The 16459-nt window shown below is 69.9% G+C and carries 13 protein-coding genes; 9 read left to right on the top strand and 4 right to left on the bottom strand.

All coding sequences use genetic code 11. The features are described 5' to 3' along the window. Nucleotides 1-75: 75 nt before the first annotated feature. The gene (locus DTO57_RS11205; RefSeq protein ID WP_114118308.1) at nt 76-1644 is read right to left on the bottom strand and encodes an aldehyde dehydrogenase (NADP(+)); all 1569 of its coding nucleotides are present in this window, start codon (nt 1642-1644) and stop codon (nt 76-78) included. A 22-nt stretch (nt 1645-1666) separates the two neighbouring features. Next, complete coding sequence (locus DTO57_RS11200) at nt 1667-2596, bottom strand: 5-dehydro-4-deoxyglucarate dehydratase (RefSeq protein WP_114118307.1); 930 nt, start codon at nt 2594-2596, stop codon at nt 1667-1669. A 75-nt stretch (nt 2597-2671) separates the two neighbouring features. Between DTO57_RS11200 and DTO57_RS11195 the strand changes: the two genes are divergently transcribed. Then, nucleotides 2672-3556, top strand: a complete 885-nt coding sequence (locus DTO57_RS11195) for a LysR substrate-binding domain-containing protein (RefSeq protein ID WP_114118306.1) — start codon at nt 2672-2674, stop codon at nt 3554-3556. 27 nt (nt 3557-3583) lie between these two features. On the opposite strand, the gene DTO57_RS11190 is transcribed toward DTO57_RS11195, so the two are convergent. Then, nucleotides 3584-6451: a glycoside hydrolase family 2 TIM barrel-domain containing protein gene (locus DTO57_RS11190; protein ID WP_114118305.1), complete on the bottom strand. Its 2868-nt coding sequence runs from the start codon at nt 6449-6451 to the stop codon at nt 3584-3586. Between the two features lie 181 nt (nt 6452-6632). Here DTO57_RS11190 and DTO57_RS11185 point away from each other — a divergent pair, with 181 nt between their 5' ends. Next, nucleotides 6633-7628: a lactonase family protein gene (locus DTO57_RS11185; RefSeq protein ID WP_162785757.1), complete on the top strand. Its 996-nt coding sequence runs from the start codon at nt 6633-6635 to the stop codon at nt 7626-7628. Nucleotides 7629-7631: 3 nt separating this feature from the next. Here the strand turns inward: DTO57_RS11185 and DTO57_RS11180 are convergent, their stop codons facing one another. Next, nucleotides 7632-8510 (bottom strand): LysR family transcriptional regulator, encoded by an 879-nt coding sequence (locus DTO57_RS11180; protein ID WP_114118303.1) that lies wholly within the window; start codon nt 8508-8510, stop codon nt 7632-7634. A gap of 146 nt (nt 8511-8656) precedes the next feature. Between DTO57_RS11180 and DTO57_RS11175 the strand changes: the two genes are divergently transcribed. The 7 genes from DTO57_RS11175 to DTO57_RS11145 all read left to right on the top strand — a co-directional run bounded on the left by DTO57_RS11175 (nt 8657) and on the right by DTO57_RS11145 (nt 16443). After that, nucleotides 8657-9802, top strand: a complete 1146-nt coding sequence (locus DTO57_RS11175; RefSeq protein WP_114118302.1) for a tyramine oxidase subunit B — start codon at nt 8657-8659, stop codon at nt 9800-9802. A gap of 5 nt (nt 9803-9807) precedes the next feature. Beyond that, nucleotides 9808-10998, top strand: coding sequence for an FAD-dependent oxidoreductase (locus DTO57_RS11170; protein ID WP_114118301.1), 1191 nt, complete (start codon nt 9808-9810; stop codon nt 10996-10998). Then, nucleotides 10995-12218, top strand: a complete 1224-nt coding sequence (locus tag DTO57_RS11165) for an allantoate amidohydrolase (protein ID WP_308420499.1) — start codon at nt 10995-10997, stop codon at nt 12216-12218. Before DTO57_RS11170 ends, DTO57_RS11165 begins: the two co-directional genes overlap by 4 nt. Nucleotides 12219-12237: 19 nt before the next feature. Further along, nucleotides 12238-13509 carry an ammonium transporter gene (locus DTO57_RS11160; RefSeq protein WP_114118299.1) on the top strand — a complete coding sequence of 424 codons (1272 nt, stop codon included), beginning with the start codon at nt 12238-12240 and terminating at the stop codon, nt 13507-13509. A 15-nt stretch (nt 13510-13524) separates the two neighbouring features. Continuing rightward, a complete protein-coding gene (locus DTO57_RS11155) occupies nt 13525-13866 on the top strand; it encodes a P-II family nitrogen regulator (protein WP_114118298.1) in 342 nt (113 codons plus the stop codon). Between the two features lie 145 nt (nt 13867-14011). Then, entirely contained in the window at nt 14012-15850 is a 1839-nt protein-coding gene (gene dnaK / locus DTO57_RS11150; RefSeq protein WP_114118297.1) for a molecular chaperone DnaK, read from the top strand. Next, entirely contained in the window at nt 15850-16443 is a 594-nt protein-coding gene (locus DTO57_RS11145) for a nucleotide exchange factor GrpE (RefSeq protein WP_114118296.1), read from the top strand. The genes dnaK and DTO57_RS11145 overlap by 1 nt, the downstream gene beginning before the upstream one ends. Nucleotides 16444-16459 lie beyond the last annotated feature (16 nt).

Genomic DNA, 16459 nt, shown 5'->3' with positions numbered 1-16459 from the left:
TACCCACTCCTTGGCGCCCCAAACACCCGGCGCCGGCGCGCCCCCCGCGGCGACGTTTTTTGGCGACCCTACAACTTAGAACTGGCCGTCGACGAGGCGCGGGACGCCCCAGGGGTTGGCCTCCTTCAGCGGCTCCGGGAGGAGCGCCTCGGGTAGGTTCTGGTAGGCGACGGGGCGCAGGAAGCGCTCGATCGCGAGCGACCCGACGCTCGTCGTTCGCGAGTCGCTCGTGGCCGGGAAGGGTCCGCCGTGCACCATGGCGTGGCCGACCTCGACGCCGGTGGGCCATCCGTTCGCGAGGATGCGGCCGGCTTTGCGCTCGAGCACGGGAAGCAGCGCGCGCACCGACTCGGTGTCCGAATCGGCGATCTGCAGCGTCGCGGTGAGCTGGCCCTCGAGGCGGTCGGCCGCGGCGGGCAGCTCCGACACGTCGGCGTAGCGCACGATCAGCGAGGCCGCGCCGAAGATCTCCGCGTGAAGGATCTCGTTCGACACGAACTGCTCGAGCGTCGCGTCGTGGATCACGGGCGCGGGGGCGTTGGGGCCCTCGCCCTCGGATCCGCGGGCGATCGCCGTCGCGTTGTCGTCGCGCGTCGCGGCGCCGTCGCGCCAGGCGCCGGCGATCGACGGCGAGAGCATCGTCTGGCCGACCGAGGCGTCGATCGCCTTCGATGCGGCGGTGACGAAGGCGTCGCCGTTCTCGCCCGCCGGCACGAAGACGGTGCCGGGCTGGGTGCAGAGCTGCCCGCTGGATCCGGTGACCGACGTCACATAGGAGGTCGCGAGCGCGTCGATGTCGCCCTCGAGCGCGCCGGGGAAGATGAAGACCGGGTTGACCGAGCTCATCTCGGCGTAGACGGGGATCGGCACGGGGCGACCCTGCGCGGCCTGCACCAGCGAGATGCCGCCCTCGCGGGATCCGGTGAAGCCGACCGCCTGAATGGCCGGATCCGTGACGAGCGCCTGGCCGACGGTGCGGCCGGGGCCGTAGATCGCCGAGAAGACGCCGGGGTGCAGGTTGTGCTTCGCGACGGCGCGGGTGATCGCGCCGGCGACGATCTCGCTCGTGCCGGGGTGCGAGCTGTGCGCCTTGAACACGACGGGGCAGCCCGCCGCGAGGGCCGAGGCGGTGTCGCCGCCGGCGGTCGAGAAGGCGAGCGGGAAGTTCGACGCTCCGAAGACGGCGACGGGGCCGAGCGGCACCTTGCGCTGGCGGATGTCGAGGCGCGGGAGCGGGGCGCGCTCGGGCTGCGCCGGATCCACGCGGGCCCCGCGGAACAGGCCCGTGCGGACGACGCCCGCGAACATGCGCAGCTGGCCGGAGGTGCGGCCGACCTCGCCCGTGAGGCGGGCGACCGGGAGGCCGGTCTCCTGCGTGGCTCGGGCGATGATCTCGTCGCGCACGGCCTCGATCTCGTCGGCGATGGAGTCGAGGAACGCGGCGTGGGTCTCGGGGTCGAGGGTGGAGTACGACGGGAAGGCGGCCTCGGCGGCGGCGGTCGCCTCGCGGAGCTGATCGACGTCGATCTGCGAGTAGCCGGGCTCGAGCTGCTCGCCCGTTGCCGGGGCGATCGCGTGGAGCGGCTTGCCCGTGCCGGCTACGGTGCGGCCGGCGATCAGGGAGTGTCCGGTGAGTTCGGTCATGCGACTAATCCTCTCGCGGTTTTCAGAGGGCGGGGCTGACGCCGGCCGACGTGATGAGGGCCGTCAGGTCGGCGAGATCCTTCTCGCCGAGGTTCTCGAGCGGGGCGCGAACGGTGCCGATCGGGCGGCCGACGGCCTCGAGGCCCGCCTTGACGATCGAGACGCCGTAGCCGTTGCCGCGGTCGCGGATGTCGAGGTAGGGGAGCACGAAGCGGGCGAGCTTCTCGCTCACGGCCGCGCGGTCCTGGCGGCGCACGTCGGCGTAGAACTCGAGCGCGAACTCGGGCACGAAGTTGAACATGGCCGACGAGTAGGTGCTCATGCCCATCTGCAGCAGCGGCAGGGCGTAGGTTTCGGCGGTCGGCAGGCCGCCGAGGTAGAAGAGGCGGTCGCCGTTGAGCGTCGTCACCTTCGCGAGGTGCTCGATGTTGCCGAGCGCGTCCTTGAAGCCGATGAAGGTCTCGTGGGCGTCGGCGAGGCGGCCGACCGTCTCGGCCGAGTAGATGGCGTTGGCGCGGTTGTAGACGATGAGCGGGAGCTTCGTGGCCTCGGCGATGGCCGAGACGTGGTTGAAGAGGCCGTCCTGCGTGGTCTCGGTGAGGTAGGGCGGCAGCACGAGCAGGCCCTCGGCGCCGGCCTCCTCGGCCGCGATCGCGTTGGCGACGGCGTTCTTCGTCCAGCCGCCGGCGGATCCGAGAACGGGCACCTCGGGGCGCGAAGCCTCGACGGCGGCGCGCACGACGCGGGCGTTCTCCTCGGGCGTGAGGCTGAAGCCCTCGCCCGTGCCGCCCGCGGCGAAGAGGCCGCCGACCTCGTAGCTTGCCTGCCACGCGACGTGCTCGCGGTAGCGGGCCTCGTCGAACTCGCCATCTGCGGTGAAGGCGGTGACGGGGAACGACAGCAGGCCGTCCTTGAGGTGGGCGGCGAGCTCGGAGGGAGTGAAGTTCGTCATGCCTCCACGCTAGGTCGCAATGGATACCCAAAAAACCTAAAGAATGGATCAAACGATACCTGTAGGGTATGGATCATGATGACGCTCGTGCAGGTCGAATGCTTCGTCGCCGTCGCGGAGGAGGGCCACTTCGGCCGCGCGGCCGAGAGGCTCAGCATGACGCAACCCCCGCTCAGCCGCCATATTCAGGCGCTCGAGCGCGAGATCGGGGCGCAGCTCATCGACCGCTCGCAGCGCGCGATCCAGCTGACCGCCGCCGGCAAGGTCTTCCTGCGCGAGGCGCGCTCGCTGCTCTCGGGCGCCGAGGCGGCGGCGAAGGTCGCGCGGCGCACGGCGCGCGGGATCCAGGGATCCCTGCACCTCGGGTTCACCTCGGCCGTCGGGCGCACGGCGCTCCCACGCGTGCTCCGACGCCTCACGAACGAGGTGCCCGACGTGACCCCGACGCTGCACGAGATGGTCACCGAGCGCCAGATCGAGGCGGTGCTCGGCGGCGTCATCGACCTCGGCATGGTGCGCCACACCTCGCACACGGCGGGGCTCTCGTTCCGCTCGCTGCCCGCCGACCGGCTCGTGATCGCGGCGCCGCGGCAGTGGGGGCTCGCCTCCGGGCAGCCCGTCGCGCTCTCGGCGGTGCACGGGCGCGACTTCGTCATGTATTCGCCCGACGCGTCGCGGTACTTCCACGACATGCTGTCGGCGATCTTCGTCGCGCGCGGCGTCGTGCCCCGCTTCACGCAGCACGTCGTGCAGATCCACACGATGCTGACGCTCGTCGACGCGGGCCTCGGGGCCGCGCTCGTGCCGGCCTCGACGGCGGTGTGGGCCGGGCCCCGCACCTCGATCGTGCAATCGCCCGAGCTCGAGGACTTCCCGATCGAGTCGTCGCTCGTGTGGCGCACGGATTCGGCGAACCCGGTGCTGGCGAGGGTGCTCGACGCCATCGCGCCGGCGGCGTAAACGCGGCGCGAGCACCCCCGTTCTCCGTTAGCCGGCGATCCCCTCGAGGATCAGCGACGTCCGGATAGCGCGCGCCGCGACGCGGTAGCGCGGAAGCGTGCCCGGTCCGCAGCTCGCGGTGCCGACGCCCGACTGCAGCAGGTCGATCGAGACGTGCGTCTTGCCGTCTGCCTCGAGCTCCCAGTTGTGCGTCTTCGCCGCGAGCTCGTCGCGCGAGTGCGGCGAGACAGTGAGGGCGAAGGGCGCGTCGAGCGCGCGGATCCGCAGGGATCCCGCCTCGGTGCCGACGGTCGCGTCGATGACGCCCTGGCGGGCGCCCGACTCCTGCGGCGTGATCGAGTCGACGGTGATCTCGTCTGCCGCGAGCGACCACCAGCCGAAGCGCGCGGCGGCGCGCATATCGGGGTAGGCCGACACGGGGCCGTCGCCGACGAAGTCGAGGCCCGTCGGGGCGGCGTCGATCACGAAGTCGATGCCGAGGCGTGCCCACTCGACGGGCCAGGATCCGTCGGGCTCGATCTCGAGATCGAGGCGCACGGATCCGCCCTCGAGCGGCGTCCACGTCATGCGCGCGTCGATCGCGGCGTCGAGGATCGGCACGCCCGTGCGGGTGTGCACGCGCACGCTCGCGCCCTCGGTCGCGCTCGAGACGACGCGCGACACCGTGCGGTCGTATCCGCCACGACGCCAGCGCTCGGCGTAGGGGGTGGGATCCTCCTCGCCGTGCAGGCGACCCCAGTCGTTGTCGGTCGGCGCGCGCCAGATCCCGACGGCCGGGCCGGCCGCGATCGCGAGGCCGCCGACGCTCGCGAGCTCGCCGGATCCGGTGGAGACGTCGACGGATCCGTCGGCCGGCACCGGGGCGGGCGGGGCCGCGACCCGGACGTCCTGGCCGCTCGAGATCTCGTGGCCGGCCTCGGCCCACGACGCGTCGTGCGCCGTGAGGGCGCGCACCGTGACGACGTCGGCGACGGCCGATTCGCGCGGATCCGAGAGCTCTGCCGGGAGGGCGATCTCGGCCGCGTGGCGCGGGGCCACCTGCGGGGTGTCGAGGCCGACGCGGGCGACGCTCTCGCCGTCGACGATGCGCTCGGCGACGAGGGTCACGCCCGCGAGGTCGACGTGGTCGAAGCGGTTCTCGATCGTCGCGGTCGCGCGCGAGGCGTCGACGCGGATCTGCACCTGAGCGATCGTCGCGGCGTAGTGGATCAGGCCGGGGCGCGGCTCGCGGTCGGGCGAGACGAGGCCGTCGATGACGAAGTTGCCGTCGTGCACCTTCTCGCCGAAGTCGCCGCCGATCATGATGCGGCGCACGCCGTCGTCGCCCGTGACGGCGATGCCCTGCTCGACCCACTCCCAGACGAAGCCGCCCGCGAGGCGCGGGTACTGCTCGAAGAGGTCCCAGTACTCCTGCATCCCGCCGGGGCCCGTGCCCATCGCGTGCACGAACTCGCACTGGATGAACGGCAGCGTCAGGCGGCGGGCGTGCGCGGCGTCGAGGCCGGCGGCGGCGGGCTCGAGGCCCTCGCGGCCGATCTGCGCGACCTCGTCGTGCGAGGCGTACATGCGCGAGTAGACGTCGGCGATGCCGCACGACCAGTCGCCCTCGTAGTGCGTGAGGCGCGAGGGGTCGAACTGCTTCGTCCACAGCAGCATGGCGTCGATGTTCTGGCCGACGCCGGCCTCGTTGCCCATCGACCACATGATGACCGAGGCGTGGTTCTTGTCGCGGTGCACCGTGCGCTGGATGCGGTCCATGAGCGCGTCGCGCCAGGCCGGATCCGCGCTGGGGTTGCCGCGCCAGTCGACCATCACGAACTCGTGGCTCTCGTAGTCGCACTCGTCGATGACCCAGAAGCCGAGCTCGTCGAAGAGCGCGAGCGTCTCGGGGTGCGGCGGGTAGTGCGAGGTGCGCACGGCGTTGATGTTGTGGCGCTTCATGAGCTCGAGCTCGGCGCGCACCCATTCGGCGTCGTAGACGCGCCCCTTCTCGGGGTGGTGCTCGTGGCGGTTGACACCCCGCAGCAGAATCGGGGATCCGTTGACGAGGATCTCGGTGTTCTTCACCTCGACGCGGCGGAAGCCGATGCGCAGCGACACCGACTCGCTCGGCGTGCGCACGACGACGTCGTAGAGGCGCGGGGTCTCGGCCGTCCACGGCTCGACGGCGAGGCCCTCGAGCGATCCGGTCGAGTCGATCCCGAGTTCGGGGATCTCCACGCTCCACTCCGCGGCGGCGTCGACAACGAGCGCGAGGGATCCGGTGCCCGTCGCGGGGTCGAAATCGCCCGTCGCGAACACGTCGCGGATCCCGCCCTCGGGGCGGGCGAGCAGCGTGACGTCGCGGAAGATGCCGGGCAGCCACCACATGTCTTGGTTCTCGAGGTACGTCGCGTCGCTGAACTGCGCGACGCGCACCGCGAGGCGGTTCTCGCCCGCGCGCAGGATGCCCGTGACGTCGAACTCGTGGGCGAGGCGGCTGCCGCGCGTCGAGCCGAGCCACTCGCCGTTCAGCCAGATCTCGCCCGCCGACTCGATGCCGTCGAAGCGGATCAGCTGCTCGGCCGCGGCGAGGAGGCTCTCGTCGGCGACGAAGTCGAGGATGTGGTCGCCGATCGGGTTCGCCTGCGGCGGGTGGGGCGGATCCACCGGGAACGGCATCTGCACGTTCGAGTACGCGGGCGCGCCGTGGCCCTGCAGGACCCAGTGGCCGGGCACCTGGATCTCGTCCCACGCGGCGGTGTCGTCGTCGCGCCACTCATCGGGCGCCTCGTGGAGCGTGGGGGAGAGGCGGAATCGCCACGACCCCGCGAGCGATTGCTGCGGGGCGTCGGTTGCGAGGTGCGCGCGCGGGGCGAGCGCGCCAATTCCGGGGGCGGGGCGGGAGATCTGCATTGGTCGGTCCTTCCGTCGGGTTCGGGTCAGCGCAGACCCTGGCTGCGGAGCTCGGCGGCAGCGGCAGTCATCGTCGTCGACATCATCCCCTGAATCCTGGCATCAACTGCCACGTTTCACTATTTGACGCGAGTCCGATATGAACGTCTCTGAACGGTCGTGCCAGACGAGCGGAGTGATCATGACCCAGACCCTCATCATCGGCGGCTACACCGACCGCGACGACGTGCCCGCCGGCGCGGCCGCGGGCCTCGGCCTCTACGCGTTCGACGGATCGGCGGCGACGCTCGCCGCCACCGTGCCCGTCACGAACCCGACCTGGTTCGAGTGGGACGCGCGCCGCCGCGTGCTCTACGTCAGCCAGTCGAGCCTCACGACGCTCACGGCCGTCTCGATCCCCGAGGGCCCCGAGTCGGCCCGCGTGCTCGACGAGATCGAGCTCGACGCCGTGAATCCCGCGCACCTCGCGCTTGCCCCGACGGGCGACGCGGTGCTCGCGGCGTGCTTCACCGAGGGGCAGGTGATCACGGTGGGGCTGACGGAGGACGGCCGCTTCGACGGCGTCCGCGGCCGCGTCGATCTCGCGACGGAGCGCAACGCCGAGCCGCACCAGATCTCCTTCGGCGGATCCGGCTTCGCCGTGCCCGACCGCGCGCGCGACGAGGTGCACCGGTTCTCGTGGGCCGCGGGATCCGCGCCCGAGCTCGTTGGTTCGGATCCGCACCCCGCCGGCCGCGGGCCGCGCCACCTCGCGTGGCACCCGGCGCATCGCGACATCGCCTACCTCGCGGGCGAGTTCGACAACACCGTGACGGCGCTGCGCCTCACCGGTGGGCGCTTCGAGATCGCCGGATCGGCCTCGACGCTCCCCGAAGGCTTCTCGGGCGAGAACTCGGTCGCGGCGATCTTCGTCGACGCCGCGGGCACGCTCTACGTTTCCAACCGCGGGCACGATTCGCTCGCGACCTTCGACATCTCGGATCCGCTCGCGCCGCGCCCCACCGATTTCGTCGACGCGGGCGGCCGCACGCCGCGCTTCGCGGGCGAGATCGCCCCCGGGCTCATCGCGAGCGCGGCCCTCGACTCGCACGCCGTCGACCTGATCCGCGGCGGCGAGGAACGGATCCGCATCGCGCACGGGGCTCCCGCCTGCGTGCGCCTGATCGACCTCGCGTAGCCGCTACAGCCCCGCCGCGACCTCGCGGATGCACTCGACGAAGACCTCGCGCACGGCCGCGCCGCCCGCGCGCGTCGGATAGGCGGCGAGGAGGCGGGTCGTCGCGTCGCCCGCGATCGGTACGACGGCGATCGAGGCGGGGGCGAGCTGGCGCACCGACTCGGGCAGGATGCTCGCGCCGACGCCCGCGGCGACGAACCCGAGCGCCGTCTCCTGGTGCACGACCTCCTCGACGACGTCGAGGGCGCCGACGGCCTGGGCGACGCGGTCGACGTAGCCGGGCATGAGCGAGCGCGGGTACGAGATGATCGGCATCGTCGCAAGTTCCTCGGCGCTCACCTCCTCCTGCTCGGCGAAGGGATGGCCGAGGGGCAGGCACGCGACGAGCCGCTCTTCGTAGACCACCTCGGCGGTGAAGTCGTCGTCCTCGGGGAACTCGTCGCGCAGGATCCCGACGTCCAAGGATCCGTCGCGCAGCCGCGCGAGCTGCTCACCGGAGGTGAGCGGAATGAGCTTCAGCGAGACCTGCTCGCGCCGTGCGCGGAACAATTGCACGACGCCGGGGAGGACGGTGTAATTCGCTGAGCTCACGAATCCGGCGGTGATCTCGCCGGCGTAACCCGTCGCGAATTCGCTCATTTCGTCGCGGATCTGATCGAGGTTCGCCAACAGCGAAATCGCCCTCTCGTGCAGGTGAACACCCGCCGGGGTGAGGGTGACGTGGCGCGTGTTCCGCTCGAAGAGGGGCGTGCCGATCTCCTCCTCCAGGCGGCTGACCTGCACGCTGAGCGGCGGCTGCGACATGTGCAACCGCTGCGCCGCCCGACCGAAGTGCAACTCCTCTGCGACGGCTATGAAGTAGCGCAATTGGCGGAGTTCCATTCGGGAAGGATATGGGTCAAAGATTGCCGTTTTGTTTCGAATAAATTGCGAGCAAAGCGCTATTAATCGGCGTGACAAATGGTATTTGACCTGGGGTTAATGTCATTGCTTATCTGAAGGAGAACCTTTCCCCTCAGGAGGACACGATGACCACTCCCAGCACCCGCCTCGACCTGCTCTACCTCAGCGAGCCCGAGGTCATCGAAGCAGGCATGAAAGACATGGCGCGCTGCATCGACGTGATGGAGGAGGTGCTGGTGCTCGTCGCGAAGGGCGACTACCGCATGGCCGGTAGCACCTGGAACTCGCACGGTGCGCAGATCAGCTTCCCCACCTCGTCGCCCTTCCCCGGCATGCCGCTCGACGCCGCCGACCGCCGCTTCATGGCGATGCCCGCCTACCTCGGCGGCCGCTTCGACACCGCCGGCGTCAAGTGGTATGGCTCGAACATCGACAACCGCGAGCAGGGCCTGCCGCGTTCGATCCACCTCATCGTGCTGAACGACAAGGAGACCGGCGCGCCGTTCGCGATCATGTCGGGCAACCTCGAGAGCGCCTACCGCACGGCCGCCGTTCCCGGCGCCGCCGCGAAGAAGCTCGCCCCCGTGAACGCGAAGACCCTCGGCATCATCGGCCCCGGCGCCATGAACAAGTCGGCGCTCCACGCGATGACGACTGCCCGTCCGACGCTCGACACGATCAAGATCAACGGCCGCCGCCGCTCGACCTCCGAGGCCTTTGCGGCCTACGTGAAGGAGCACTACCCGCAGTTCACGACGATCGAGATCGCCGACACTGTTGAGGCGGCCGTACGCGACTCGGACATCGTCTCGGAGGCCGTCACGGGCCTCGTCGGATCCGAGAACTACCCCTACATCGATGGTGACTGGATCAAGCCGGGCGCCTTCCTGAGCCTGCCCGCCAACCTCAAGATGGACGAGGAATACACCCTTTCCGGCAAGGCCCGCCTCATCGCCGACGCCAAGAAGATCTACGAGGCCTGGGCCGAGGAGTACCCCGCCCCGAGCCACGAGACCGCCTTCGGCATGATCGGCCTGTACTGGCAGGACCTCATCGGCCTGCGCAAGCTTGACGAGTCGCGCGTCGTCAACATCGGCGACGTGCTCGACGGCACCGAGCCGGGCCGCGAGTTCGACGAGCAGCCCGTGCTGTTCAGCGTCGGCGGCATGGGCGTCGAGGACGTCGCGTGGGCGAAGACGATCTACGAAAACGCCGTCGAGAAGGGGATCGGCACGAAGCTGAACCTCTGGGACGCGCCGGACCTGGTCTGATACCCGTGGTCGCCTCCTCGCAGCGGACCGCAGAGTCCGCCACCTACGCCGTCGTCGGCGCCGGCCTCGCCGGCTCGTCGGTCGCCTGGCGCCTCGCCCAGCAGGGCGAGAGCGTCGTCCTCCTCGAGCGCGATGTGCCCGCATCGGCGCTCGGATCCTCCCACGGATCCGCACGCATCTTCCGGTACGCATACCCGGATCCGTTCTACGTCGGCCTCGTCGCCGACGCGCGCCGCAGCTGGGACGAGCTCGAGGCGGTGGCCGGCAAGCGCCTGATCACGCCGAGCGGCTCGCTCGATTTCGGATCCATCCGCAACCCGCGCGGGCTCGCGGGCGGGCTCGAAACCCACGGGATCGAGCACGAGCTGCTCTCGCAGGAGGAGGCCGGATCCCGCTGGTCGCAGCTCTCGTTCGACGGCGAGGTGCTCTGGCACCCGGGCGCCGGCGTGATCGACGCCGAGGGCTCGGTCGAGGCGATGGTCGAGCTCGCCGCCGCCTCCGGCGCGGTCGTGAAGACGGGGTGGGAGGTCGCGAGCATCCGCCGCGCCTCGTCGGGCTACGTCGTCACGTCGTCGACGGGCGAGGCCGTGCACGCCGAGCAGGTCATCATCGCCGCGGGCGGATGGCTGCCGTCGCTCCTGGCCGACACCGACGTCTCGGACGCCTTCGCGATCCCCGAGCTCGAGGTCATGCAGGAGAACGCGTACCACTTCCCCTACCTCTCGGCCGCCGACCGCGGCGAGACGCCCGCGGGCGCGGCCACGAGCTGGCCGACCTTCATCTACAAGGGCGAGCGGATCCAGGTCTACGGCCTCCCGGGAGGCCGCGACGCCGACTTCGCGGGCCAGAAGGTCGCCGAATACATGGGCGGCAAGCGCATCGCCTCGGCCTACGCGCAGGACGGCATCATCGACCCCGCCAACCGCGTGCGCGTCACCGACTTCGTGCGCGAGTTCACGCCGGGCCTCGAGGCCGCGTCGTACGCCGAGACGACCTGCCTGTTCACGAACGTGCCGCGCGACGACATGATCATCGACCGCGCCGAGGGCATCACGATCATCTCGCCCTGCAGCGGCCAGGGCGCGAAGTTCGCCCCGCTGTTTGGCGAGCTGGTCTACGACCTCGTCGCCGGATCCGGGATCGCGGGCGACCGCTTCCGCGCGACCGGCCAGCGCTTCGAGAGGATCCCCGCATGATGGCCTTCGCCGATGCCAACGAGCTCCTCTGCCAGATCGAACGGATCGGCGTCGACGCGGAGCGCGGCGGATACAGCCGCCCCGTCTTCTCCGAGCCCGAGATGGAGCTGCGCCGCTGGTTCATGCGCCACGCGGAGCGCCGCGGCCTCGAGCTCGAGACCGACGGCAACGGCATCATCTGGGCGTGGTGGGATCCGGCCGGCCTCGGCCGGGACGGCGCGATCGCGACCGGATCCCACCTCGACTCGGTGCCCGGCGGCGGCAACTTTGACGGCCCACTGGGCGTCGCGAGCGCCCTCGCGGCCGTCGACGTCCTCGTCGGCCGCGGCGTGAAGCCCGCCCGCGCCCTCGCGGTCGCGGTCTTCCCGGAGGAGGAGGGATCCCGCTTCGGGATCGCCTGCCTCGGATCCCGTCTCGCGACGGGCGTCTCGGATCCGGCGACCGTGCACGGCCTCACGGACGCGCGCGGCATTACCTACGACGAGGCCGCCCGCGGCGCGGGCTTCGACCCGTCGCTCATCGGGCCGGATCCGGAGCGTCTCGCGGCGCTCGGCGCCTTCGTCGAGCTGCACGTCGAGCAGGGCCGCGGCCTCATCGACCTCGACCGGCCCGTCGCCCTCGCCGGCGGCATCATCGCGCATGGCCGCTGGCACGTGCGCATCGACGGACGCGGCGACCACGCGGGCGCGACCCGCATGGCCGACCGACAGGATCCGGTCGTCGTCGCCGCCCGCGTCATCGAGAGCCTGCGCGAACAGACCCTCGCGATCGACGAGGCGCGCGGCACCGTCGGGCGCGTGCAGGTCACCCCCGGCGGCACGAACGTCATCGCCTCGGCCGTCGACCTCTGGCTCGACGTGCGCCACCGCGGCGACGCCGAGGTGCGCACGATCGTGGCGGGCGTGACGGCGGCTGCCGTTGCGGCGGCTGAGGCTGAGGGATGCACCGTCACCGTCACGGAGCAGTCGTTCTCACCCACCGTCGACTTCGACGCCGAGCTGCGCGACGCGATGGCGTCGGCGCTGCCGGGCGCACCCGTGCTTGACACCGGCGCCGGCCACGACGCCGGTGTGCTGAGCGAGGTCGTGCCCTCGGGCATGCTCTTCGTCCGCAACCCCAGCGGCGCCTCGCACACCCCCGCGGAGCACGCCGAGCCCGCCGACGTCGCCGCGGGCGTCGTCGCGCTCGCCGACGTGCTCGAACACCTACTTACCCGCTAACCCCTCGAAAGGAGCACCCATGGACATGTCCTCGGCCATCAACACCGGCTGGATGCTCACTGCCACCGTCGCGGTCACCCTCATGGTGCCCGGCCTCGCCCTCTACTACGGCGGCCTGTCCCGCACCAAGAACATCCTCAACACGATGATCATCGTGCTGAGCGGCTTCGCGGTCACGGCCGTGCTGTGGGTGCTCTACGGCTACGGCCTCACGCTCGGCAACTCGATCGGGGGAGCGGGCCTGCTCGGCAACCCTGACGGCCTGTTCGGGATCCAGTCGCTGCTCGGCCAGGAGACCCCCGAGGGCGCCGTGCCCGCGATCCTCATCGCGGTCTTCCAGCTGATCTTCGCGGGCCTCACCGTCGCGATCATCGGCGGCGCCGTCGAGGGTCGCATGAAGTTCTCGGCCTGGCTCGTGTTCGCCGGCATCTGGGCGACGCTCGTCTACTTCCCCGTCGCGCACTGGGTGTTCGCGTTCGACTCGGGTGACGGATCCGTCATCGGTGGTTTCATCGCCAACAAGCTCAAGGCCGTCGACTTCGCGGGTGGAACCGCGGTGCACATGAACGCCGGCGTCGCCGCCCTCGTGCTCGCCCTCTTCCTCGGCAAGCGCCGCGACTTCCCGAACGTCGGCCGCCCCGGCAACCTGCCGATCGCCCTCGTGGGCGCGGGCCTGCTGATGGTCGGCTGGTACGGCTTCAACGGCGGATCCTCCGGAGGCATCAACGACAGCGCCGGCGTCGCGCTGACGAACACCCTCATCGCCGCGTGCACGGGCCTCATCGGATGGCTGATCGTCGAGCGCGCGACCCGCAAGGTCGCCACCTCGCTCGGCGCGATCTCGGGCATTATCGCGGGCCTCGTCGCGATCACCCCGGCGGCCGCCTCGGTGTCGCCGCTCTCGGCGCTCGTCATTGGCCTCTTCGGCGGCGCGATCGCGTTCTGGGCCCTGGGGCTCAAGGAGAAGCTGGGTTATGACGACGCGCTCGACGCCGTCGCGATCCACATGTTCCCCGGTATTTTCGGGACCCTCGCGATCGGCTTCCTCGCGGATCCGTCGTCGCCGACCGGCGAGACCGGCATCTTCTACGGAGGAGGCTTCCACCTCCTTGGGATCCAGGCGCTCGCCGTCGCGATCGTTTTCGTGTACACCTTCGTGGTGACGGGCATCATCGCCTTCGCCATCAAGAAGACCATCGGCCTCCGCGTGCCGGACTCGGTCGAGAGCGCGGGCCTCGACCGCACCCTCCACGCCGAGACCGCGTACGACTTCGACGACATTCGCTCCTAGCCAGAAGGAAAAGCCATGAAGCTCATTTCCGCAGTCGTCCAGCCCAGCGCGCTGGATCCCGTGAAGAACGCTCTCGACGAGGTCGGCGTGACCGGCATGACGATCGTCGACGCGAAGGGCCGCGGCGCCCAGTCCGGCAAGGTCGAGGTCTACCGCTCGCAGCGCGTGAAGGTCGACTTCCTGCCGAAGATCCTCATCGAGATCGTCGTCACCGACGAGAAGCTCGACACCGCCCTCGGGGCGATCGAGGATGCGGCCCGCACCGGCGCCATCGGCGACGGCAAGATCTGGGTCACCGACGTGCTCGAGGTGATCCGCGTCCGCACGGGCGAGAAGGGCCCCGAAGCCGTGCAGTAACTCCTCGCCGACCTCACGAACGTGTGAACTACTTATGAACTTGAGTCGAACCGGCTCAACTTTTTTGACACGTTCGTGAGGTCGTCGTATAGTTGAGCCATCGCGACTCAAGTCTCGCGAGTTCCTCAACGAAACGGAGCAAGTCATGGCACGTGCTGTGGGTATCGACCTCGGAACGACGAACTCGGTCGTTGCCGTTCTCGAGGGTGGCGAGCCGAAGGTTATCGCCAACGCCGAGGGTCTTCGCACGACCCCCTCGATCGTCGCATTCGCGAAGGACGGCGAGGTTCTCGTCGGCGAGACCGCGAAGCGCCAGGCCGTCACGAACGTCGACAAGACGATCGCCTCGGTCAAGCGTCACATGGGCACCGACTGGACGTTCGACGTCGAAGGCAAGAAGTACACGCCGCAGGAGATCTCGGCGCGCATCCTCCAGAAGCTGAAGCGCGACGCCGAAGCATACCTGGGTGACACCGTCACCGACGCCGTCATTACGGTCCCCGCCTACTTCAACGACTCCGAGCGTCAGGCGACGAAGGAGGCCGGTGAGATCGCGGGCCTCAACGTGCTCCGCATCGTCAACGAGCCGACCGCCGCCGCCCTCGCCTACGGCCTCGACAAGGGCCAGGAAGACGAGCTCATCCTGGTCTTCGACCTCGGTGGCGGAACCTTCGACGTCTCGCTGCTCGAGGTGGGCAAGGACGACGACTTCTCGACCATTCAGGTCCGCGCGACCTCGGGCGACAACCGCCTCGGTGGCGACGACTGGGACCAGCGCGTCGTCGACTACCTGAAGGACGAGTTCAAGAAGGACACGGGCGTCGATGTCTCGGGCGACAAGATCGCCCTGCAGCGCCTCAAGGAGGCCGCGGAGCAGGCGAAGAAGGAGCTCTCGAGCGCCCAGTCGACGACCGTCAGCCTTCCCTACCTCTCGCTGACCGCCGAGGGCCCCGCGTCGCTCAACACGACGCTCTCGCGCGCCAAGTTCGAGGAGCTCACCGCCGACCTCGTGCAGCGCACGAAGAAGCCGTTCCAGGACGTCATCGCCGAGGCCGGCGTCAAGCTCGCCGACATCGCCCACGTGGTGCTCGTCGGTGGCTCGACCCGCATGCCGCAGATCGCGGAGCTCGTCGAGAAGGAGACCGGCAAGTCGGCCAACAAGGGTGTCAACCCTGACGAGGTCGTCGCCGTCGGTGCCGCGCTGCAGGCCGGCGTGCTGAAGGGCGAGCGCAAGGACGTTCTGCTCATCGACGTGACCCCGCTGTCGCTCGGTATCGAGACGCAGGGCGGTCGCATGACCAAGCTCATCGAGCGCAACACGGCCATCCCGACCAAGCGCAGCGAGACCTTCACCACGGCGGAGGACAACCAGCCCTCCGTCGCGATCCAGGTCTACCAGGGCGAGCGCGAGTTCACCCGTGACAACAAGCCGCTCGGCACCTTCGAGCTCACCGGTATCGCCCCGGCGCCCCGCGGCATGCCGCAGGTCGAGGTCACCTTCGACATCGACGCGAACGGCATCGTGCACGTGTCCGCCAAGGACAAGGGCACGGGCAAGGAGCAGTCGATGACCATCACGGGCGGCTCGTCGCTCTCGAAGGACGACATCGAGCGCATGGTGCACGAGGCCGAAGAGCACGCCGAGGAAGACAAGAAGCGCGCCGAGGCCCTCGACCAGCGCAACCGCGCCGAGACGCTCGCGTACTCGGTCGCGAAGCTGCTCGACGAGAACGCCGACAAGCTGCCGGAAGACGTCAAGACCTCGGTTCAGGCCGACGTTGACGCTCTGAAGACGGCGCTCGCGGGAGAGGACGACGACGCCGTCAAGGCGGCGTTCGACAAGCTCAACGAGTCGCAGTCGAAGCTCGGCGAGGCACTCTACGCCCAGTCGCAGCAGGAGGCTTCGGAGCCGCAGGCCGAGGCCTCGAGCGACGAGGACGTTGTTGACGCCGAGGTCGTCGACGAAGAGGACGAGAAGAAGTAATGACTGCTCAGGACCCGATCGAGCCGGGCGACGGCGAAGACCAGGTCCAGCAGGGCACCGAGGCGGGGGCTGACGAAGCCCCCGCCACGGGCGCATCTGCTGAGGACGGTCTTACTGTCGACGACATCCTCGACGCGGAACAGACCGACGAGGCCGTGGAGCAGGAGAAGAGCGACTACGAGACGCAGCTCCTGCACGACCTGAAGCGCATTCAGGCCGAGTACGCCAACTACCGTCGCCGCACGGAAGACCAGCGTCAGCTCGACATCGAGCGGGCGAAGGGCGACGTCGCGAAGCGTATGCTCGGCGTCCTCGACGACCTCGACCGCGCGGCCAAGCACGGCGACCTCGAAGAGGGATCCGCGTTCGCGATCGTCGCCGACAAGATGCGCGCGGTGGCGACCGATACGGGCGTCACGGTCTACGGCGAGGCCGGCGAGGCCTTCGACCCGCAGCAGCACGAGGCCGTCTTCCAGGCGCCGACCCCCGGCGTCACGGAGGCGACCATCCTCGAGGTCGTGGAGGTGGGATACCGCCTCGGCGGCGTCGAGCTTCGCCCGGCCAAGGTGGTCGTGGCGGTTCCCGCCGAATAATCGGTAACTCTCGGAA

This window comes from Microbacterium sorbitolivorans, assembly GCF_003327285.1.
GTDB classification, from domain to species: Bacteria; Actinomycetota; Actinomycetes; order Actinomycetales; family Microbacteriaceae; genus Microbacterium; species Microbacterium sorbitolivorans.
This window is presented reverse-complemented; position numbering and strand designations above follow the sequence as displayed.

What these genes read in the sequence shown, in the direction of transcription:
- DTO57_RS11205 (WP_114118308.1), bottom strand. Translation starts at nt 1,644, where the DNA reads ATGACCGAACTCACCGGACACTCCCTGATCGCCGGCCGCACCGTAGCC.
- DTO57_RS11200 (WP_114118307.1), bottom strand. Translation starts at nt 2,596, where the DNA reads ATGACGAACTTCACTCCCTCCGAGCTCGCCGCCCACCTCAAGGACGGC.
- DTO57_RS11195 (WP_114118306.1), top strand. Translation starts at nt 2,672, where the DNA reads ATGATGACGCTCGTGCAGGTCGAATGCTTCGTCGCCGTCGCGGAGGAG.
- DTO57_RS11190 (WP_114118305.1), bottom strand. Translation starts at nt 6,451, where the DNA reads ATGCAGATCTCCCGCCCCGCCCCCGGAATTGGCGCGCTCGCCCCGCGC.
- DTO57_RS11185 (WP_162785757.1), top strand. Translation starts at nt 6,633, where the DNA reads ATGACCCAGACCCTCATCATCGGCGGCTACACCGACCGCGACGACGTG.
- DTO57_RS11180 (WP_114118303.1), bottom strand. Translation starts at nt 8,510, where the DNA reads ATGGAACTCCGCCAATTGCGCTACTTCATAGCCGTCGCAGAGGAGTTG.
- DTO57_RS11175 (WP_114118302.1), top strand. Translation starts at nt 8,657, where the DNA reads ATGACCACTCCCAGCACCCGCCTCGACCTGCTCTACCTCAGCGAGCCC.
- DTO57_RS11165 (WP_308420499.1), top strand. Translation starts at nt 10,995, where the DNA reads ATGATGGCCTTCGCCGATGCCAACGAGCTCCTCTGCCAGATCGAACGG.
- DTO57_RS11160 (WP_114118299.1), top strand. Translation starts at nt 12,238, where the DNA reads ATGGACATGTCCTCGGCCATCAACACCGGCTGGATGCTCACTGCCACC.
- DTO57_RS11155 (WP_114118298.1), top strand. Translation starts at nt 13,525, where the DNA reads ATGAAGCTCATTTCCGCAGTCGTCCAGCCCAGCGCGCTGGATCCCGTG.
- dnaK (WP_114118297.1), top strand. Translation starts at nt 14,012, where the DNA reads ATGGCACGTGCTGTGGGTATCGACCTCGGAACGACGAACTCGGTCGTT.
- DTO57_RS11145 (WP_114118296.1), top strand. Translation starts at nt 15,850, where the DNA reads ATGACTGCTCAGGACCCGATCGAGCCGGGCGACGGCGAAGACCAGGTC.